General features: G+C 72.6%; 16 protein-coding genes and 1 pseudogene. 9 read left to right on the top strand and 8 right to left on the bottom strand.

Features of this window, described 5'->3' with window-relative positions:
• Positions 1 to 16: 16 nt before the first annotated feature.
• Positions 17 to 763 (bottom strand): beta-ketoacyl-ACP reductase, encoded by a 747-nt coding sequence (locus J1M37_RS09020; protein WP_041103838.1) that lies wholly within the window; start codon positions 761 to 763, stop codon positions 17 to 19.
• A gap of 169 nt (positions 764 to 932) precedes the next feature.
• Here J1M37_RS09020 and J1M37_RS09015 point away from each other — a divergent pair, with 169 nt between their 5' ends.
• The gene (locus J1M37_RS09015; RefSeq protein WP_206452456.1) at positions 933 to 1,400 is read left to right on the top strand and encodes a DUF3099 domain-containing protein; all 468 of its coding nucleotides are present in this window, start codon (positions 933 to 935) and stop codon (positions 1,398 to 1,400) included.
• Between the two features lie 348 nt (positions 1,401 to 1,748).
• Positions 1,749 to 2,645 (top strand): SURF1 family cytochrome oxidase biogenesis protein, encoded by an 897-nt coding sequence (locus J1M37_RS09010; RefSeq protein ID WP_206452455.1) that lies wholly within the window; start codon positions 1,749 to 1,751, stop codon positions 2,643 to 2,645.
• Between the two features lie 30 nt (positions 2,646 to 2,675).
• Here the strand turns inward: J1M37_RS09010 and abc-f are convergent, their stop codons facing one another.
• Positions 2,676 to 4,274, bottom strand: a complete 1,599-nt coding sequence (gene abc-f / locus J1M37_RS09005; protein WP_113914471.1) for a ribosomal protection-like ABC-F family protein — start codon at positions 4,272 to 4,274, stop codon at positions 2,676 to 2,678.
• 122 nt (positions 4,275 to 4,396) lie between these two features.
• Between abc-f and ypfJ the strand changes: the two are divergent.
• Positions 4,397 to 5,339, top strand: a pseudogene (ypfJ, locus tag J1M37_RS09000) (KPN_02809 family neutral zinc metallopeptidase).
• 108 nt (positions 5,340 to 5,447) lie between these two features.
• Here ypfJ and J1M37_RS08995 read toward each other — a convergent pair.
• The 5 genes from J1M37_RS08995 to J1M37_RS08975 form a co-directional block, all read right to left on the bottom strand.
• Positions 5,448 to 5,774, bottom strand: coding sequence for a metal-sulfur cluster assembly factor (locus J1M37_RS08995; protein WP_002855327.1), 327 nt, complete (start codon positions 5,772 to 5,774; stop codon positions 5,448 to 5,450).
• Between the two features lies 1 nt (position 5,775).
• The gene (sufC, locus tag J1M37_RS08990) at positions 5,776 to 6,540 is read right to left on the bottom strand and encodes a Fe-S cluster assembly ATPase SufC (RefSeq protein WP_036315253.1); all 765 of its coding nucleotides are present in this window, start codon (positions 6,538 to 6,540) and stop codon (positions 5,776 to 5,778) included.
• A 46-nt stretch (positions 6,541 to 6,586) separates the two neighbouring features.
• The gene (gene sufD, locus J1M37_RS08985) at positions 6,587 to 7,825 is read right to left on the bottom strand and encodes a Fe-S cluster assembly protein SufD (RefSeq protein WP_206452454.1); all 1,239 of its coding nucleotides are present in this window, start codon (positions 7,823 to 7,825) and stop codon (positions 6,587 to 6,589) included.
• 1 nt (position 7,826) lies between these two features.
• Positions 7,827 to 9,299: a Fe-S cluster assembly protein SufB gene (gene sufB / locus J1M37_RS08980; protein ID WP_036315257.1), complete on the bottom strand. Its 1,473-nt coding sequence runs from the start codon at positions 9,297 to 9,299 to the stop codon at positions 7,827 to 7,829.
• 76 nt (positions 9,300 to 9,375) lie between these two features.
• Positions 9,376 to 10,068 (bottom strand): helix-turn-helix transcriptional regulator, encoded by a 693-nt coding sequence (locus J1M37_RS08975; protein WP_225348950.1) that lies wholly within the window; start codon positions 10,066 to 10,068, stop codon positions 9,376 to 9,378.
• A 246-nt stretch (positions 10,069 to 10,314) separates the two neighbouring features.
• Here J1M37_RS08975 and J1M37_RS08970 point away from each other — a divergent pair, with 246 nt between their 5' ends.
• Genes J1M37_RS08970 through J1M37_RS08955 form a run of 4 tightly spaced genes read left to right on the top strand, consistent with a single transcriptional unit; the run spans position 10,315 to position 14,129 of the window.
• Positions 10,315 to 11,322 carry an IS481 family transposase gene (locus J1M37_RS08970; protein WP_206452453.1) on the top strand — a complete coding sequence of 336 codons (1,008 nt, stop codon included), beginning with the start codon at positions 10,315 to 10,317 and terminating at the stop codon, positions 11,320 to 11,322.
• Positions 11,323 to 11,331: 9 nt separating this feature from the next.
• Complete coding sequence (locus J1M37_RS08965) at positions 11,332 to 12,297, top strand: ABC transporter ATP-binding protein (protein WP_342345135.1); 966 nt, start codon at positions 11,332 to 11,334, stop codon at positions 12,295 to 12,297.
• Positions 12,294 to 13,070: an ABC transporter permease gene (locus J1M37_RS08960; RefSeq protein ID WP_101967465.1), complete on the top strand. Its 777-nt coding sequence runs from the start codon at positions 12,294 to 12,296 to the stop codon at positions 13,068 to 13,070. Before J1M37_RS08965 ends, J1M37_RS08960 begins: the two co-directional genes overlap by 4 nt.
• Positions 13,071 to 13,112: 42 nt before the next feature.
• Positions 13,113 to 14,129, top strand: coding sequence for a COX15/CtaA family protein (locus J1M37_RS08955; RefSeq protein WP_049147877.1), 1,017 nt, complete (start codon positions 13,113 to 13,115; stop codon positions 14,127 to 14,129).
• An 87-nt stretch (positions 14,130 to 14,216) separates the two neighbouring features.
• Here J1M37_RS08955 and J1M37_RS08950 read toward each other — a convergent pair whose 3' ends face one another.
• Positions 14,217 to 15,200, bottom strand: a complete 984-nt coding sequence (locus J1M37_RS08950) for a heme o synthase (RefSeq protein ID WP_036315269.1) — start codon at positions 15,198 to 15,200, stop codon at positions 14,217 to 14,219.
• 262 nt (positions 15,201 to 15,462) lie between these two features.
• Here J1M37_RS08950 and tkt point away from each other — a divergent pair, with 262 nt between their 5' ends.
• Positions 15,463 to 17,637: a transketolase gene (gene tkt, locus J1M37_RS08945; RefSeq protein WP_095353369.1), complete on the top strand. Its 2,175-nt coding sequence runs from the start codon at positions 15,463 to 15,465 to the stop codon at positions 17,635 to 17,637.
• A gap of 59 nt (positions 17,638 to 17,696) precedes the next feature.
• Positions 17,697 to 18,815, top strand: coding sequence for a transaldolase (gene tal / locus J1M37_RS08940; protein WP_036338557.1), 1,119 nt, complete (start codon positions 17,697 to 17,699; stop codon positions 18,813 to 18,815).
• The last annotated feature ends 20 nt before the right edge of the window (positions 18,816 to 18,835 follow it).

Raw genomic sequence — 18,835 nt, 5'->3', positions numbered from 1 at the left:
CAGCGGTCGGTGGTCGTCAGTGGCCCATGCCCAGGCCGCCGTCCACGGGGATCACGGCCCCGGAGATGTACGCGGCCTCGTCCGAGGCCAGCCAGCGCACGACGCCGGCCACCTCCTCCGGGGCGGCGAAGCGGCCGGCCGGGATGGACGTCTTGTACTGGGCCTTGAGCTCGTCGTCGAGGGACTGCGTCATCTCGGTGTCGATGTAGCCGGGGGCCACGACGTTCGCGGTCACGCCGCGCGCGCCGAGCTCGCGCGTGATCGAGCGGGCCATCCCGACGAGGCCGGACTTGGAGGCGGCGTAGTTGACCTGGCCGGGCGAGCCGAGCAGGCCCACCACGGAGGAAACCAGGACGATGCGTCCGCGCTTCAGGCGCATCATGCCCTTGGTGGCGCGCTGCACCACGCGGAAGGCGCCGGTGAGGTTCGTGTCGATCACCGAGGTGAAGTCGTCCTCGGACATGCGCAGCAGCAGCTGGTCGTGGGTGATCCCGGCGTTGGCCACGAGCACCTCGACCGGGCCGTGGGCCTGCTCGACCTCGCGGAAGGCCGCGTCCACGGAGGCCGCGTCCGTCACGTCGGCCCGGACCGCGAGGACCCCCTCCGGCCCCTCCCCCGAGCGGGAGGTGATGGCCACGCGGTCGCCGTTCGCGGCGAACGCCCGGGCGATGGCCAGGCCGATGCCGCGGTTGCCCCCCGTGACGAGGACGCTGCGGCCGGCGGCCTGCGCGTCCGCTGCGGGCGTGGTGGTCTGATCGGCCATGGGAACACCTTCCGGACGGGACGGGACTAGACTGGAGCACCGGCGCGGCGCCGTCGACGCCGTCCTGCGGGACGCCGCCGACGGCGGGCGCGCCGGCATGTGAACCACCACTCTACGTCCGCGGCCGCGCGGGGGCCCCGCAGGGCGCGACGTGCCAGGAGGATGCGCCATGACCAGCTCCGCCGCCGGCTCCCGAGCCGGCCGTCCCGCCCACGCCGGGCGCGGGACGACACCGGAGGTCCAGGGGGTCACCACCGCCGCCGCCGGCCGCAGCGCGGACCGGGAGGCGCGCATGAAGGTCTACCTGGTCCAGATGCTGCTCCGCACCGCCTGCTTCGTCGCCGCGCTCTTCACCCACGGCTGGTGGCAGCTCGGGTTCATCCTCGGCGCGGTCGTGCTGCCCTACGTCGCCGTCGTGCGCGTGAACAACACCGGCCCGCAGCAGGCCGGCACCCTGCGCGCCGTGCCCACCCAGGGACCGGCCCTGACCCCCCGCCCCGACGACGCGGCGGCGCCCGAGCCCGTCGTGGTCACCGGCGACCTCGTGGACGACCCGCGCGACCGTGCGCCACGGGCGCTGGGCCGAGGGTCCTCGTCCGCCGGCGGTCCCGGCCTGCCCGGACGGGGCGGCGCGTGATCGGCGCGGTCCCCGGTGAGCCGGGCATGGACCTGCTGGGCGCCCTCGCGGCCGGCCGCCTCGACCCCGCCGCGGGTGCCTCCGCCACCCGATCCCCGCACGCCGCCGCGGACGGGCCCGAGCGGCCGGTCTGCTCGCGTCGCGGCTGCACCGCGGAGGCGACCTGGGCCCTGGAGTGGAACAACCCGCGCGTCCACGCCCCGGACCGGGTGAAGACCTGGCTGGCCTGCGCGGACCATCGGCCCTTCCTGGACGACTTCCTGAGCGCCCGCGGCTTCCTGCGGCGCTCCCGCCCACTCGACCCGCCCGCCACGGAGGCGCCCGAGGTCGAGACGCCCGAGACCCCCCATGACGGCCCCGACCGCCCGCGACGCCGAACGCCTGCCTCCCCTGCGCTTCGGCTTCCTCGCCACCGGCCCGTGGATCCTCGGCTTCGTGGTGTGCATCCTCTTCGCGTTCCTGTGCCACGCGCTCGCCCAGTGGCAGTGGGACCGCCGCGTGGAGGTCCAGCACCGCGTCAACCGCGTCCTGGAGAACTACGACGACGACCCGGTCCCGTTCGCCGAGGCCTCCCGGCTGTTCACCGCGTTCCAGACCGAGGACGAGTGGACGCCCGTGACACTGACCGGCGAGTACCTCGTCGACGAGACGCTCATCGTCCGCAACCGTCCCCGCGCCGGCCAGCCCGGCTACGAGGTGCTCGTGCCGTTCCGGACGGACGAGGGCCCCGTCGTCGTGGTGGACCGCGGCTGGCTCCCGGTGGGCAACACCCCGGGTCAGCCGGACGCCGTGCCGGCCCCGCCCACCGGCCACGCCGAGGTCGTGGTGCGGGTCAAGCCCGGGGAGCCGGCCCTGGACCGCGACGCCCCGGACGGCCAGGTGCCCTCGATCGACCTCACCGAGATCGCCGACACCGTGGGCGGGCCCGTGGCCGGAACTGCCTACGGGATCATGGTCACGGAGGACCCGGCGGTGGAGCCGATGCCGCAGAAGCTCGTCGAGCCCACCCTCGACGAGGGCCCGCACCTGTCCTACGCGATCCAGTGGTACCTGTTCGCGGCCATGGGCTTCGGGGTGTGGGGGTACTCCGCGTGGATGCGCGCCCGCAACGACCGGGCCGACGCCCTCGACGACGCCGCGGACGACGGGCTGCTCTCCGCTCACCGGGTCCCCCGCGCCAAGCCGGTCCGGCGGCGCGACGGGCGGCTCACGGATGAGGAGGCCGAGGACGCGCTCTTCGACTGAGCCCGCCCTCCGTCTCAGCGGCCCGCGCACTCAGGCGAGGGTGATGAGGTCCCTGTAGTCGTCGTTCCAGAGGTCCTCGACCCCGTCCGGCAGCAGCACCACGCGCTCGGGGTCGAGCGCCTCGACGGCGCCCTCGTCGTGGGTCACGAGCACCACGGCGCCCTCGTACTGCTGCAGGGCGTTCAGGATCTCCTCGCGGCTGGCGGGGTCGAGGTTGTTCGTGGGCTCGTCCAGCAGCAGCACGTTCGCGCTCGAGGCCACGAGCGTGGCCAGCGCCAGGCGGGTCTTCTCGCCACCGGAGAGGACGCGGGCGGGCTTGTCGACGTCGTCGCCCTGGAAGAGGAACGATCCGAGCAGCGTGCGCGCCTGGGTGTCGCCGAGCTGCGGGGCGGCGTGGCGCATGTTGTCCAGGACCGACGCGTCCTGGTCCAGGGTGTCGTGCTCCTGGGCGAAGTAGCCCAGCTTGAGCCCGTGGCCCGCCTGGACCTCGCCGGTGTCCGGGGTCTCCTCCCCGGCGAGCATGCGCAGCAGCGTCGTCTTGCCGGCGCCGTTGTAGCCCAGGATCACCACGCGCGAGCCGCGGTCGATCGCCAGGTCCACTCCCGTGAAGATCTCGAGCGAGCCGTAGGACTTGGAGAGGTTCTCGGCGCGCAGCGGCGTCTTGCCGGAGGCCTGCGGGGTGGGGAAGCGGATCGCGGCCACGCGGTCGACCGCGCGCTCGCCCTCGACGCCGCGCATGAGCCGCTCGGCGCGCTTGATCATGTTCTGCGCGGCGGTGGCCTTGGTCGCCTTGGCACGCATCTTCTCGGCCTGGGCCATGAGGGCCGAGGCCTTCTTCTCCGCGTTGGCGAACTCCCGGCGGCGGCGCGCCTCGTCCTGCTGGCGCTGGGCGAGGTAGTTCTTCCACGTCATGTTGTAGACGTCCATGGTCTGCCGGTTCGCGTCCAGGTAGAGGACCTTGTTCACGGTCATCTCCATGAGCTCCACGTCGTGCGAGATCATCAGGAGGCCGCCGGAGTAGGTCTTCAGATAGTCGCGCAGCCACACGATCGAGTCGTGGTCGAGGTGGTTGGTGGGCTCGTCCAGCAGCAGGATGTCCGCGTCGGAGAAGAGGATGCGGGCGAGCTCCACGCGGCGGCGCTGGCCGCCGGAGAGGGTGTGCAGCGGCTGGTCCAGCACGCGGTCCGGCAGGCCGAGGTTGGACGTGATCCGGGCGGCCTCGGACTCGGCCGCGTAGCCGCCGCGGGCCTCGAACTCCGCCTCCAGGCGGGAGTAGCGGTTCATCGCCCGCTCCCGCTCGGCGTCGTCGACGGCGGCCATGCCGGCCTCGGCCTCCCGCATGCGGCGGATCGTCTGGTCCAGGTCGCGGGCGGAGAGGATGCGGTCGCGGCCGGACTGGTCCATGTCCTCGACCTTGGGGTCCTGGGGCAGGTAGCCGATGCGCCCGGTCCGGGTCACCGTGCCCGCCGTGGGCTGCCCGCCGCCGGCCAACACCTTGGTCAGCGTCGTCTTGCCGGCGCCGTTGCGCCCCACGAGGCCGACCTTGTCCCCCTTGTCCACGCGGAAGTTCACCTCGTCCATGAGGAGACGGGCGCCCACGCGCAGTTCGACATCGGTGACGGTCAGCATGGGGGTGTCAGACTCCAGGGGTCGAGGGAAGAACAGGGGTGCATCGGCAGGTCCCGGCCGATCTCGACGGGCGGGGGCCAGCGCGGTGCCGGGCCAGTCTAGTCCGTCTACACTCTGGCCCCATGAGCTTCAACGAGAACGTGCAGATCGACGCCGGCCGGGCCCGATCGGGCGGTGGCGGCGGGCTGGGGGGGCATCGCCATCGGCGGTGGCGGCGGCCTGCTCGCGGTGCTGCTCGCGATCTTCGCCCCCGGGCTGGCCGAGCAGCTCGGGATCGACACGGGTGGCGGGTCCGTCGGCCAGAGCCAGTACCAGCAGCAGACGGGCTCGGGCGGCCAGAGCCAGCCCCTCTCGGACGAGGAGTGCGCCAGCGGTGCGGACGCCAACCAGAACACGGACTGCCGGGTCATCGCGACCACCGAGGCCGCGGACGAGTTCTGGGGCGAGTACCTCGCGCAGTTCTCGGACATCCAGTGGCGCCAGCCGCAGCTCACCCTGTTCCAGGGCGGTGTGAGCACCGGCTGCGGCAGCGCCTCCTCGGCCACGGGCCCGTTCTACTGCCCGGCGGACGAGTCCATGTACTTCGACACCGCGTTCTTCGAGACGCTGCAGACCGACTTCGGCGCCGAGGGCGGGCCGCTGGCGGAGGAGTACATCGTGGCGCACGAGTACGGCCACCACGTCCAGCAGGTCACCGGCTACCTGCAGCACTCCAAGGACGGGACCACCGGCCCCACCTCCGGCGCCGTGCGCGCGGAGCTGCAGGCCGACTGCTTCGCCGGCATGTGGGCCGGGCACGCCGCCTCCACCGTGGACCCCGAGTCCGGCGAGCCGTTCCTGAAGCCGATCTCGCAGGACCAGCTGCGCCAGGCCATCGACGCGGCCTCCGCCGTGGGCGATGACCGCATCCAGTCCACCCACACCGGCCGGGTGGACCCCGAGGCGTTCACGCACGGCACCTCGGAGCAGCGCATGGCCTGGTTCATGCGCGGCTACCAGAGCTCCCAGCAGGAGCCCGACATCCGCCAGTGCGACACGTTCCGGGCCTCCTCCCTGGACATCTGAGCCGGGAGCGCCGGGGCGCCTGCCGGCCCGTCCGCACTCCCCCACCACGACGGCGGCCCGTCACCTTCTGCGCGAAGGTGACGGGCCGCCGTCGTGGTCCGGGCCGGATCAGATGTTGAAGCCGAGGGCGCGCATCTGGTCGCGACCGTCCTCGGTGATCCGCTCGGGGCCCCACGGGGGCATCCAGACCCAGTTCAGCCGCCACTCGTCCACCATGGTGCCGATCGCGCGGGAGACCTGGTCCTCGATCTCGTCCGTGAGCGGGCAGGCCGCGGTGGTCAGGGTCATGTCCACGAGCAGCGCGCCGTCGTCGGCGTAGTGCAGCCCGTAGAGCAGGCCCAGGTCCACGACGTTGACGCCCAGCTCCGGGTCGATCACGTCCTTGAGGGCCTCACGGATGTCCTCCGTGGGCGCCTGGTTCGTGGTCTCCGTCATCTCAGGCCCCCGCCGCGGCCTTCTCGAAGCGGGCGTAGCCCTCGGCCTCGAGCTGCTCGGCGAGCTCCGGGCCGCCGGACTCGGCGACGCGGCCGTCCACCAGCACGTGCACGTGGTCCGGCTTGATGTAGTTGAGGATCCGCGTGTAGTGGGTGATCAGCAGGGTGCCCATCTCGTTCTGCGCCTGGGCGCGGTTGACGCCCTCGGAGACGATGCGCAGCGCGTCGACGTCGAGGCCGGAGTCGGTCTCGTCGAGGATCGCGAACGTGGGCTTGAACAGCTCGAGCTGGAGGATCTCGGCGCGCTTCTTCTCGCCGCCGGAGAAGCCCTCGTTGACGTTGCGGTTCATGAACGCCGGGTCGATCTGCAGGGCCTCGAAGGCGCCCTTGACGTCCTTGGTCCAGGTGCGCAGCGAGGGGGCCTGGCCGTCGAGCGCGGTCTTGGCGGTGCGCAGGAAGTTGGTCATGGTGACGCCCGGGATCTCCACGGGGTACTGCATGGCCAGGAAGAGGCCGGCCTGGGCGCGCTCGTCGACGCTCATCTCCAGCACGTCCTCACCGTCGAGGGTGATGGAGCCGGAGGTGACCTCGTAGCGCGGGTGGCCGGCGATGGTCGAGGCCAGGGTGGACTTGCCGGAGCCGTTCGGGCCCATGATCGCGTGGGTCTCGCCCGTCTCGATGGTCAGGGAGAGGCCCTTCAGGATCTCCTTGGGGCCGTTCTCGGTCGCGATCTGCACGTGCAGGTCGGTGATCTGCAGGGTTGCCATGGTGGTTCTCCTCGGGTGGAAGGCGGTGGGGTCTGCGGGGCGTCGGTCAGAGCTGCGCGATGCGGAGCTCGTCCTCCATGACGGCGGTCAGCTCGTCCTCGACGTCGCCGACACCGATCTTCTGGATGATCTCGTTGAGGAAGCCGCGCACGATCAGGCGGCGGGCCTCGGTCTCGGGGATGCCGCGGGCCATCAGGTAGAACAGCTGGGTCTCGTCGAAGCGGCCGGTCGCGGACGCGTGGCCCGCACCCTCGATCACGCCGGTCTCGATCTCCAGGTTCGGCACCGAGTCCGCGCGCGCCCCGTCGGAGAGCAGCAGGTTCTGGTTCTTCTCGTACGTGTCCGTGCCCTCGGCCTCCTTGCGGATCAGCACGTCGCCCACCCACACGGTGCGCGCGTCCGTGCCCTGCAGGGCGCCCTTGTAGAGCACGTTCGAGACGCAGTCCGGCTGGTTGTGGTCCACGAACAGGCGGTTCTCGAGGTGCTGCCCGGCGTCGGCGAAGTACAGGCCGTACATCTCGGCCTCACCGCGCTCGGCGGCGAACCGCGCGGTCGGGGTCAGCCGCACCACGCCGCCGCCGTAGGACACGGCCACGTGCTTGAAGTGCGCGTTCGTGGCGACCGAGGCCTGCTGGGCCGAGACGTGCACGGCATCGCCCTCCCAGGCCTGCAGCGCGACCACGTTCAGGCGGGCGTCGCGGCGCACGTCGAACTCGACGTTCTGGGCCAGCACGGCGGTGCCGCGGTGGGCAATCACGACGTCGGCCTGCGCGTTCTCCTCCACGAGCACGGTCAGGTGCATCGCGGCCGGGTCGGCCGAGGAGCCGACGACGTCGATGCGCACCGGCTCGGCGACCTCGCCGGAGATCGTCACGACGGTGGCCCCGGAGACCGAGTTCCAGGCCGCGGCGGACACGCGGTCGTCCGGGGTCAGGACGGAGCCGACGCGGGCGTCGTCGCGGGCCACGGTCTCCACCGTGACGCCGGCCTGCTCGGCCACGGCCACGGCGGGCGCGGCACCGGTCAGGCGCGCGTCGTCGCCCTCGGGCAGGTGCAGCCCGCCCAGGCGCTTGAGCGGGGTGAAGCGCCAGTCCTCCTCGCGCCCCGTGAGCACGGGGAAGTCGGACAGCTCGAAGGAGCTGAGGCGATCGGCGCGCGAGCCCGCGGCGTTGCGCTCCCGGCCCCCGGCCCGGGCGGCCGGGTTCTGCGCGGCGGTGAGCTTCTCGCCCTCCTCGCCCATGCCCGGGATCATGGTCCGCTGGGTGTTCTCCACGGTGTCGGTCATGTCAGCCCACCGATCCTTCCATCTGCAGTTCGATCAGCTTGTTGAGCTCGAGCGCGTACTCCATGGGCAGCTCGCGGGCGATCGGCTCGATGAAGCCGCGCACGATCATGGCCATGGCCTCGTCCTCGGACATGCCACGGCTCATGAGGTAGAAGAGCTGCTCCTCGGACACCTTCGAGACGGTCGCCTCGTGGCCGAGGGTCACGTCGTCCTCGCGGATGTCGATGTACGGGTACGTGTCGGAGCGGGAGACCGTGTCGACGAGCAGGGCGTCGCACACCACCGAGTTGGCGGAGCCGTTCGCGCCCTCGGCGATCTGCACCAGGCCGCGGTAGGCGGCGCGGCCGCCGCTGCGGGCCACGGACTTGGACACGATCGAGGAGTTCGTGTGCGGGGCCATGTGCACCATCTTGGAGCCGGTGTCCTGGTGCTGGTCCTTGCCCGCGAACGCGACGGAGAGGGTCTCGCCGGTGGCGTGCTCGCCGGTCAGGTACACGGCCGGGTACTTCATGGTCACCTTGGAGCCGATGTTGCCGTCGATCCACTCCATGGTGCCGCCGGCCTCGACCACGGCGCGCTTGGTCACGAGGTTGTACACGTTCGTGGACCAGTTCTGGATGGTGGTGTAGCGCACGCGGGCGTTCTTCTTCACCACGATCTCCACGACGGCCGAGTGCAGCGAGTCGGACTGGTAGATCGGGGCGGTGCAGCCCTCGATGTAGTGCACGTACGAGTCCTCGTCCGCGATGATCAGCGTCCGCTCGAACTGGCCCATGTTCTCCGTGTTGATGCGGAAGTAGGCCTGCAGCGGGATCTCCACGTGCACGCCCTTGGGCACGTACACGAAGGAGCCGCCGGACCACACGGCCGTGTTCAGGGAGGCGAACTTGTTGTCGCCGACCGGGATCACGGTGCCGAAGTACTCCTCGAAGATCTCCGGGTGCTCCTTGAGCGCGGTGTCGGTGTCGAGGAACACGACGCCCTGCTCCTCCAGGTCCTCGCGGATCTGGTGGTAGACGACCTCGGACTCGTACTGGGCGGCGACGCCGGCCACGAGACGCTCGCGCTCGGCCTCGGGGATGCCCAGGCGCTCGTAGGTGTTGCGGATGTCCTCGGGCAGATCCTCCCAGGTCTTGGCCTGGCCCTCGGTGGAGCGCACGAAGTACTTGATGTTGTCGAAGTCGATGCCGGACAGGTCCGGGCCCCACGCCGGCATCGGCTTGCGCTCGAAGTACTTGAGGGCCTTCAGGCGCAGGTCGCGCATCCACTCCGGCTCGTCCTTCTTGCCGGAGATGTCGCGCACGACGTCCTCGTTCAGACCGCGGACGGCCTTCTCGCCGGCCGCGTCGGAGTCGGCCCAGCCGTACTGGTAGGCGCCGATGGCGTTGAGCTCGGGGTTCTTGTCGAGGATCTCCTGGATCACGCCGGGGTCGGCGGTCTCTGCGGAGTCCCGCTGGACGATCTGGTCGGTCATCTCAGCCTCTCTCACTAGTCACTGCGGTCGGGGTCGGTCGGGTGGTCGGCGGGAGCCGGGGCGAGGCCCGCGCGGCTCAGTCGCGGCCCAGCGGCACATGTGTGGTGCACACGTGGGCGCCGGCGGCGAGGGTCGAGAGCCGGCGCACGTCCACCTCGAGCAGGCGGGCGAACAGCGCGGTCTCCTCCTCACAGAACTCCGGATGGCGCGCGGGAATTCCCTGGAAAGGGCAGTGCCCCTGGCAGACCTGGTCCGCGCGGAGGGTGGGCGCCAGGCCCGCGCCGAAGTGGCGCAGCGTGCCGGCGTAGCCGGCCTCGTCGAGGACCCGGGCGAGGATCCGGGTGCGGTCCTGCAGCGCGGTCTCCCGGCCGCCGACGGCGGCCGTGAAGCGCTCCTCGATCTCCCGGAAGGCGTGGCGCGCGGCGCGGCGCACCTCCTCCTCCCCGCCGAGCTCCTCGAGGCGGGCCAGGGTGTCCAGGGCGACGGCGAGGTGGTCCTTGGGCAGGTGCTCCTGCGCGTGCGAGGTGACCACGTAGCGACGGGAGGGCCGTCCCGCGCCGCGGGCCGCGGTGACCCGCTTGACCTCGACGAGCGAGTCCTCCTCGAGCGCGTCCAGGTGGCGGCGCACGGCAGCGGCGGTCAGCTCCAGCTCGCGACCGATCTCGGCCGCGCTCACGGGACCACGCGTCAGGACCAGCTGCAGCACACGCTCGCGCGTGCCCTCGGCCGGGGCCGGAGCGGGGGGCGACGCAGACTGATCCGAATACACCACGCCATCATGACCTATTGATCTGGAACGGTTCAAGTGAGGCTCGCCTGGCTTGATGACGCCCACGGCGGAACCCGCGTCAGACCGGGCGCCCCCGGCCCCACGAGCCGGGGTCGCAGGGCCCGAGGACTAGATGTTGTGGGTCATGAGGTTCTTGCCACGGGGTACGGGCTGAGATGAGACGAGCGGGCCCCTGCCGCAGGATGGAAGTTCCTCAACAACCCACCTGCCCGAAAAGACCCACTCATGACTCACGCTAACGCACCCCTGACCCCCACTGGCCGACTCAGGATGGTCCACCGCCACCTGCACGACGGGATCCCGCAGGCACACGTGGCCGCCGAGTTCCGGGTGAGCCGGCCCACGGTGGCCACTTGGGTCGCCCGCTACCGCGCCCAGGGAGAAGCCGGCCTTCAGGACCTGCCCAGCCGGCCGCACCGTTCACCTGCCCAGCTCGATCCGGTCTTGGTCGCCCAGATCCACGCCCTGCGGCGGGAGCGCAAGTGGTCCGCACGGCGCATCCATCACCACCTCGTCTCCGAGGGCCACCGGGTGTGTCTTCGTACCGTGGGACGGTGGCTGCACCGACTCGGGATCTCCCGCCTACGGGACCTGACCCCGGCCGGAGAAGACCTGCGCCAACGACCCCAGAAGATCACCGCGAGAGGGCCGGGGCACATGGTGCACCTGGATGTGAAGAAGATCGGGAAGATCCCAGACGGGGGCGGCTGGCGCACCCACGGACGTGAAAGTGAAGCAGGCCGTGCTTCCAAGCGCGGGCCTGGCCGGCGGGTCGGCTACACCTACCTGCACTCGGCGATCGACGGGTACACCCGCCTGGCCTACACCGAGGCGTTGGAGGACGAGCGGGCGGCCACGACCGTGAGCTTCTACTGCCGGGCGCGGGCGTTCTTCGCCGCCCACGGCATCACCGTGGACCGGGTGATCACGGACAACGGGAACAACTATCGGGCTGCGGACTTCACCGCGAAGGTGGTCTCGCTCGGGGGCCGGCATCACCGGATCCGCCCCTACACCCCGCGCCATAACGGGAAGGTCGAGCGGTACAACCGGCTGATGGTCGATGAGGTCCTCTACGCCCGCCCGTATACCTCAGAGCAAGCTCGGCGTGAGGCCCTGCAGGTGTGGGTGAACCACTACAACTACCATCGGCCTCATACCTCCTGCGGGAACGCCCCGCCGGCCTCACTGGCACCGACCCGAGTCAACAACGTCATGCCCTCCTACAACTAGACTGGCACAGTGCCCCGACCTCCCCTGACCCCGGATCCCGTGCCGCGCGACGAGCCCGTCCTGCGCCTGAGCGACGTCCACCGGAGCCTCGGCCGCGGCCGGTCCCGCACCCCCGTCCTGCGGGGCGTCGACCTCACCGCCCGTGCCGGCGCCGTCACGGTGCTGCTCGGCCCCAACGGGGCCGGCAAGTCCACCACCCTCGGCCTCTGCCACGGCATGGACCGGCCCGACGCCGGCACCGTGCGCGTCTTCGGCGCAGACCCGTGGCGGGCCTCCGCCAACCTGCGCGCCCGCATCGGCGTGATGTGGCAGGAGGGCGGCCTGCCGCCCGCGATCCCCGCCCGCCGCTTCGTCGGCCACGTGGCGTCCCTGTATCGCGACCCGCTGCCCGTCGAGCCGCTGCTGGAGCGCCTGCTGATCGCCGACGTCGCCGGTCGCCCCCTGCGCCGCCTCTCCGGCGGCCAGCGCCAGCGCGTCGCGCTCGCGGCCGCCCTCGTCGGCCGGCCGGACATGCTGTTCCTCGACGAGCCCACCGCGGGCCTCGACCCGGAGACCCGGCCCGTCGTGCACGACGTCGTGCGGGAACAGACCGACCGCGGCGCCGCCGTGCTGCTGACCACGCACCTGCTCGACGACGCCGAGCGGCTCGCGGACGACGTCGCCATCCTGCGCGCCGGCCGCGTGGTGCGCTCCGGCCCGCTGTCCGAGCTCACGCGCGTGGCCGAGGGCGACGTCGTCGACGTGGACTTCGGCGACGCCTCCCCCGACGCCGTCCGCGCCTGGGCGGACACCCTGCCCGCGCCGCTGCGCGCGGCCGGCCTCGGCGAGTCCGCCCGCCTGCGCGTGGCCGGCGTCCGCGGCCCGGACGACCTGGCCGTCCTCGCGGCGAGCTGGCGGGAGCACGCCCTGATGCCCACCCGATTCGAGCGCGCCGGACTGCGCCTCGAGCAGATCCTCCGGGAGACCGCCGCATGAGCACGCCCGTCGTCGACCACCGCGCCCCGGCCGGCACCGGAGCCCACGCGGGCGCCGCCCCGCTGGCCGCCCGCGTCCTGCGTCAGGCCGGCTACGAGACCGGCACCGCGCTGCGCAACGGCGAGCAGCTGCTCGTGACCGTGGTGCTGCCCCTGCTCGCGCTCGTGGGCGTGCACGTCACCGGCCTGCTCGACGCCCCGGGCCGCTCGGGCCTGGACGTGGCCGTGCCCGGCGTGCTCGCCCTGGCCGTGATCAGCTCCGCGTTCACGGCCACCGCGATCGCCACGGGCTTCGAGCGTCGCTACGACGTGCTCGCCGCCCTGGCCACCACCCCGCTGGGCACGCTCGGCCTCGTCGCCGGCAAGGCCCTGGCGGTGGTGGCCCTCCTGCTGGTGCAGGTGAGCGTGATCGGCGGCGTCGGCCTGGCGCTCGGGTGGCGTCCGGACCCCGAGGGGATCCTGCCGGCCCTCGTCGCCCTCGCACTGGGGGCCGCCGCCTTCACGGCCCTCGGGCTGCTGCTCGCCGGCACGGCCCGGCCGGAGGCGACCCTCGCCGTCGCCAACCTGCTGTGGGTGCTGTTCGGCGCCGTCGGCGGCACGGTGTTCCCCGCCCGGGTCCCCGGCGTGGACCTGCTCCCCTCCGGCGCGCTGGGCACGGCCCTGCGGGCCGCCCTCCTGGACGGGGTCTGGTCGCCCGTCCCCCTGCTCGTGCTCACCCTGTGGGGCGCCGTGGCCGTCGCGGCCGCGCTCCGCTGGTTCCGCTGGCGGCCCTGAGCCGTTCCCCGTCCCCCTGCATCGAACGATCGGAAGGACACCGTGTCCACCACCACCCCCGCGGCCCGGACCGCCCCGGCCGGACTCGCCGCCCGTCTGCCGCAGCGCCTCTCGAAGGCCACCATGGCCCTCGCCGTGGCGTCCCTGGCGTCCGAGATCGGCATCATCGTCACCGGCGGCGCCGTGCGCCTCACCGGGTCCGGCCTGGGCTGCCCCACGTGGCCCAAGTGCTCGCCCGAGTCCCTCACCAACACCCCGGAGATGGGCATCCACGGCTACATCGAATTCGGCAACCGGACGCTGACGTTCGTCCTGGTGGTCATCGCCGCCGCCATGTTCCTGTCCCTGTGGAACCTGCGCGGCACCCACCGGAGCCCCTTCTGGCTCTCCGTGGGCCTGCTGGCCGGCATCCCCGCGCAGGCCCTCGTGGGCGGCGTCGTGGTCCTGACGAATCTGAACCCGTGGTGGGTGGCCGGCCACTTCATCGTGTCCTCGATCATGGTGGCCGTGGCGACCCTGCTCGTGGTGCGCATCGCCGCCGAGCGCCGTGCCGGCCGGGCGGGGGTGCCCCTCGTGGACGGCGCCACCACCGGCCGGTCCCGTGCCGCCGCCTGGGCGGCGTTCGCGCTGACGTGGGCCGCCGTGTACCTGGGCACCGTGGTGACCGGCACGGGCCCGCACTCCGGCGACCCCGGCTCGCCGCGCCACGAGTTCGACCCGCTGCTGGTCACGCGTGCCCACGTGGTCCCGGTGTACCTGCTCCTGGCGGCCGCCCTGGTCCTGTTCTTCACGGTGCGCCGCGCGGCCGGCGCCTCCCGCCTGCAGCGCGCCGCCGTGCTGCGGCTCCTGCTCGCCCTCGTGTTCCAGGCCGCCGTGGGCTACACCCAGCACTTCACGGGCCTGCCGATCGGTGTGGTCCTGCTGCACATGCTCGGCTCGGCACTGCTCGTGGCGTCGGCGACGGAGGCCTGGGACCGGCAGGTCGCCCGCTACGTCACGGCCGGACCCGGTGCCGCGGTCGAGACCGCCACGCCCGCGCGCACCGTCGCTGCGGGCTGACACCCCGCGCACGCGAACGGCCCCGCACCGGCTGGTGCGGGGCCGTCGTCGTCTGCGTCCCGGGGAGCGCCCGGGGCGGACCCGAGGTCAGGCGCCGAAGTGCATCAGCGGCGCACCCACGAACGGGTCCACGGCCAGGGCGATGAACAGCAGCGTCAGATAGGTGATGGAGAGGTGGAAGACCTTCATGGCCTTGCGGTCCTCGAAGTCCTCGCGCTGGGCCTGCACCTGCAGCACGTGGGACTCCCAGATGAACCAGCCTCCGACGACGAGCGCGACCGCGGTGTAGACGATGCCGGCCCAGCCCATCGGCACGAGCAGGAGGGAGCACGCCACGGTGGCCCACGCGTAGAGCACGACCTGGTTGGAGACGTGGCGCGCGGAGGCGATGGCGCCGAGCATCGGCACGTCGGCCTGCTGGTAGTCGCGCTTGTACTTCATGGACAGCGGCCAGTAGTGCGGGGGCGTCCACAGGAAGACCACGAGGAACAGCACGATGGCCGGCCACTCGACGGTCCCGCGCACGGCCGCCCAGCCGATCAGCACGGGGAAGCAGCCGGCGATGCCGCCCCACACGATGTTCTGCTCCGTGCGGCGCTTGAGCACGAGCGAGTACACGACCACGTAGAAGAAGATGGCGGCCACACCCAGGCCGGCCGCCAGCCAGTTGGCGCCGAACCCGAGGATCAGGATGGACACGACCGTCTGCACCCACGCGAACACGAGGGCCTCGCGGGGGGTGACCTCGCCGGTGACGAGCGGCCGGTTCTCGGTGCGCTTCATGACCCGGTCGATGTCGCGGTCGATGTAGCAGTTGAAGGTGCCGGAGGCGCCGGCGGCGAGCGCACCGCCGACGAGCGTGGCGATCATGGTGAGCACGTCCGGGAAGCCGCGCTGCGCGAAGATCATGGTCGGCAGCGTGGTCACCAGCAGCAGCTCGATCACCCGGGGCTTCGTCAGCTCGACGTACGCCCGGACCTTGCGGCGCAGGGGCAGCGGGGACCGGTCGACGACGCCGGGCTCGGCGGCGGCGACGCGGGCGGCGGACGGCGACTCCAGGGAGGATGACATCTGCTTCTCACGGTGAGGGGACGGTGGGCGTGCCCGTCCCGGGGTTCGGATCGGCCACTCGGGCGGTCCGCCTGCGGTCAGGCCTTGACCCAGTCTACTCGTGTCAACGGCTGTTCGCCCGGGGGCGAAGCATGTCATGAGGCGCCCGGTCGGGCCCGCCCCGCCGTCGCGCGGCTAGGCTGGGACGACGGCCCCGCGCCGCGACGCCCCGGCGTCGGCCGGGGCCGCACCCCGACGCTCCCGATCCGCCAGGAGAGAACCCGTGACCGACGCCGCGCAGCCGTCCACCCCCCCGACCCTGGACCGGGTGGCCCCGGCCCGCGGGTTCGTCTACTCGGAGCAGGACCGCCGGATGGTGGACACGCTCAAGGCGCTCTCGGCGGACGCCGTGGAGAAGGCCGGGCACGGCCACCCCGGCACCGCGATCTCGCTGGCCCCCGTGGCGTGGCAGCTGTACCAGAACGTCATGCACCTGGACCCCACGGACGACCGCTGGGAGGGCCGGGATCGCTTCATCCTCTCCGCGGGCCACGCCTCGCTCATCCAGTACCTGCAGTTGTTCGCCGCGGGCGCCGGGCTCGAGATCGAGGACATCCAGGGGCTGCGCACCGAGGGATCCAGGACCCCGGGCCACCCGGAGTACGGCCACACCCACGGCGTCGAGGTGACCACGGGTCCGCTGGGCCAGGGCCTGGCGATGGGCGTCGGCTTCGCGTACGAGCAGCGCCGCGTGCGCGGGCTGATGGACCCCGACGCTGCCCCCGGCACCTCCCCGTTCGACCACCACGTGTTCGTGCTCGCCTCCGACGGGGACATCCAGGAGGGCGTCGCCGCCGAGGCCTCCTCGCTGGCCGGGCACCAGGAGCTCGGGAACCTGGTCGTCGTCTACGACGCGAACCGCATCTCGATCGAGGACGACACGGACATCGCGTTCACCGAGGACGTGGTCCGCCGCTACGAGGCCTACGGCTGGCACGTGCAGGAGGTCGACTGGACCAACGGCGCCCAGGGCCACGCCGTGACCGAGTACACGGAGGACGTGGAGGCCCTGTACGACGCCCTCGTCGCGGCCAAGGCCGAGACCGGCCGGCCCTCGCTGATCAAGCTGCGCACCGTGATCGGCTGGCCCTCCCCCACGAAGCAGAACACCGGCGGCATCCACGGCTCCAAGCTCGGCACGGACGAGGTCGCCGGCCTCAAGGAGAGCCTCGGGCTGGACCCGACCAAGACCTTCGACGTCGACCCCGAGCTCCTGGCCCGCGCCCGGTCCATCGCCGAGCGCTCGGCAGAGTACCGCCGCGGCTGGGAGGCGGCGTTCCAGGCCTGGCGCGAGGCGAACCCGGAGAACGCGCGGCTGTACGACCGACTGGCCGGACGAGAGCTGCCCGCTGGCTTCGCGGACGCGTTCCCGTCCTGGGACGCGGACGAGAAGGGCCTGGCCACGCGCGCGGCCTCCGGAGAGGTGCTCACGGCCCTCGCGCCGGTCATGCCCGAGCTCTGGGGCGGCTCGGCCGACCTCGCCGGGTCGAACAACACCACCATGAAGGGCGAGCCCTCCTTCATCCCGGCCCGCCGCTCCACCGCCACGTGGCAGGGCCACGAGTACGGCCGCACCCTGCACTTCGGCGTCCGCGAGTTCGCGGCCGGGGCGATCGTCAACGGCATCACGATCGGCGGCCTGACCCGTGCCTACATGGGCACGTTCCTGACGTTCTCCGACTACATGCGCCCCGCCGTCCGCCTGGCCGCCCTCATGGGCACCCCGAGCACGTACGTGTGGACGCACGACTCCATCGGCCTCGGCGAGGACGGCCCCACGCACCAGCCGGTGGAGCACCTGGCCGCCCTGCGGGCCATCCCCGGGCTCGACGTCGTCCGCCCGGCCGACGCCAACGAGACCGCGTGGGCGTGGCGGACGGTGCTCGAGCACCGGGACCGCCCGGCCGGACTCGTCCTGTCCCGGCAGAGCCTGCCCGTGCTCCCCCGGGACACGGACGGCTTCGCCCCCGCCTCGGGCGTGGCCCGCGGCGCCTACGTCCTCATCGACGCCACGGATGCCGACGGCGCGCCGACGCCGGCCCGCGCGCTGCTGATCGCGACCGGCTCCGAGGTCTCCGTGGCCGTGCGGGCCCGCGCGCTGCTGCAGGCCGACGGCGTCCCGACCCGCGTCGTCTCCGCCCCCTGCCTCGAGTGGTTCGCCGAGCAGGACGAGGCCTACCGGGCCGAGGTCCTGCCCGACGGCCCCGACGCCCCGGTCCGCGTCTCCGTCGAGGCCGGCATCGCGATGCCGTGGTTCGAGCACACGGTGACGGCCTCCTCCCCGGGCGCCCGCGTGAGCCTCGAGCACTACGGCGAGTCGGCCGACGGCGCCCGCCTGATGGAGAAGTACGGATTCACTGGCGAGCACGTCGCCGAGGTGACCCGCGGCCTCCTCTGAGGCCCGGCGCCCACGGCGCCCCGAGCACGTCCACCCCGAAGGGAAGGCACCCGCAGACCATGAGCACCCCGCAGAACCCGAACACCGCCGCGCTGGCCCAGGCCGGTGTGTCGATCTGGCTCGACGACCTCTCCCGCACGCGGCTGGACGAGGGCACGCTCGAAGAGCTGATCGCCACCCGCTCGGTCACCGGCGTCACCACGAACCCGTCCATCTTCGCGGTCGCCCTCGCGGACGCGGGCGCCTACCAGGGACAGCTGCGCGAACTCGCCGCGGCCGGCGCCTCGGTGGACGAGGCCGTCGTCGCCCTGACGACCGAGGACGTGCGCCGCGCCGCCGACGTGCTCGCGCCCGTCCACGAGCGCACCGGCGGGGCGGACGGCTTCGTCTCCCTTGAGGTCGATCCGCGCCTGGCCCGCGACGCCGCCGGCACCGTGGCGCAGGCCCGCGAGCTGGCGGCGGCCGTCGACCGTCCCAACCTCATGGTGAAGATCCCCGCGACCGTGGAGGGCCTGTCCGCCATCGCGGACGTGCTCGGCGCGGGCATCAGCGTGAACGTGACCCTGATCTTCTCCCTGCCCCGCTACCGCCGGGTGCTCAACGCCTGGCTCACCGGCCTGGAGAAGGCCCGGGCGAACGGGCACGACGTCCGCCGCCTCCACTCGGTGGCCTCCTTCTTCGTCTCCCGTGTGGACACGGAGGTCGACGCGCGGCTGCGCGCGATCGGCACCCCCGAGGCCGAGGCGCTGACCGGCCGGGCCGCCGTCGCCAACGCGCGCCTGGCCTACCGAGCCTTCGAGCAGGCCCTGGACTCGGAGCGCTGGCGCCTGCTCGAGGCGGCCGGCGCCCCCGTGCAGCGGCCCCTGTGGGCCTCCACCGGCGTCAAGGACCCCGCCCTGCCGGACACGCTGTACGTCACCGAACTCGTGGCACCGCACACCGTGACCACCCTGCCGGAGAAGACCCTCGAGGCGGTCGCCGACCACGGGGTGATTGCGGCGGACACCGTCACGGGCGCCTACGCCGAGGCCGATGCCCTGCTCGACGCGGTCGGCGCGGCAGGCGTGTCCTACCAGGACGTCGTGGACGTGCTGGAGACTGAGGGCCTGGAGAAGTTCGAGGCCGCGTGGGACGAGCTGCTCGGCTCGGTCCGCTCCGGGCTCGACGCCCATCGCTGACCGCACCCGCCCCCCGACCC

The sequence above is a fragment of the Micrococcus sp. KRD012 genome (assembly GCF_017168555.1).
GTDB lineage: Bacteria > Actinomycetota > Actinomycetes > Actinomycetales > Micrococcaceae > Micrococcus > Micrococcus luteus.
The sequence above is the reverse complement of the archived record's forward strand: the minus strand, read 5'-3'. Positions and strand labels throughout refer to the sequence as shown.

Excerpts from the sequence above, each read along its gene's own strand:
- J1M37_RS09020 (WP_041103838.1), bottom strand. The coding sequence starts at position 763 with ATGGCCGATCAGACCACCACGCCCGCAGCGGACGCGCAGGCCGCCGGC.
- J1M37_RS09015 (WP_206452456.1), top strand. The coding sequence starts at position 933 with ATGACCAGCTCCGCCGCCGGCTCCCGAGCCGGCCGTCCCGCCCACGCC.
- J1M37_RS09010 (WP_206452455.1), top strand. The coding sequence starts at position 1,749 with ATGACGGCCCCGACCGCCCGCGACGCCGAACGCCTGCCTCCCCTGCGC.
- abc-f (WP_113914471.1), bottom strand. The coding sequence starts at position 4,274 with ATGCTGACCGTCACCGATGTCGAACTGCGCGTGGGCGCCCGTCTCCTC.
- J1M37_RS08995 (WP_002855327.1), bottom strand. The coding sequence starts at position 5,774 with ATGACGGAGACCACGAACCAGGCGCCCACGGAGGACATCCGTGAGGCC.
- sufC (WP_036315253.1), bottom strand. The coding sequence starts at position 6,540 with ATGGCAACCCTGCAGATCACCGACCTGCACGTGCAGATCGCGACCGAG.
- sufD (WP_206452454.1), bottom strand. The coding sequence starts at position 7,825 with ATGACCGACACCGTGGAGAACACCCAGCGGACCATGATCCCGGGCATG.
- sufB (WP_036315257.1), bottom strand. The coding sequence starts at position 9,299 with ATGACCGACCAGATCGTCCAGCGGGACTCCGCAGAGACCGCCGACCCC.
- J1M37_RS08970 (WP_206452453.1), top strand. The coding sequence starts at position 10,315 with ATGACTCACGCTAACGCACCCCTGACCCCCACTGGCCGACTCAGGATG.
- J1M37_RS08960 (WP_101967465.1), top strand. The coding sequence starts at position 12,294 with ATGAGCACGCCCGTCGTCGACCACCGCGCCCCGGCCGGCACCGGAGCC.
- J1M37_RS08950 (WP_036315269.1), bottom strand. The coding sequence starts at position 15,200 with ATGTCATCCTCCCTGGAGTCGCCGTCCGCCGCCCGCGTCGCCGCCGCC.
- tal (WP_036338557.1), top strand. The coding sequence starts at position 17,697 with ATGAGCACCCCGCAGAACCCGAACACCGCCGCGCTGGCCCAGGCCGGT.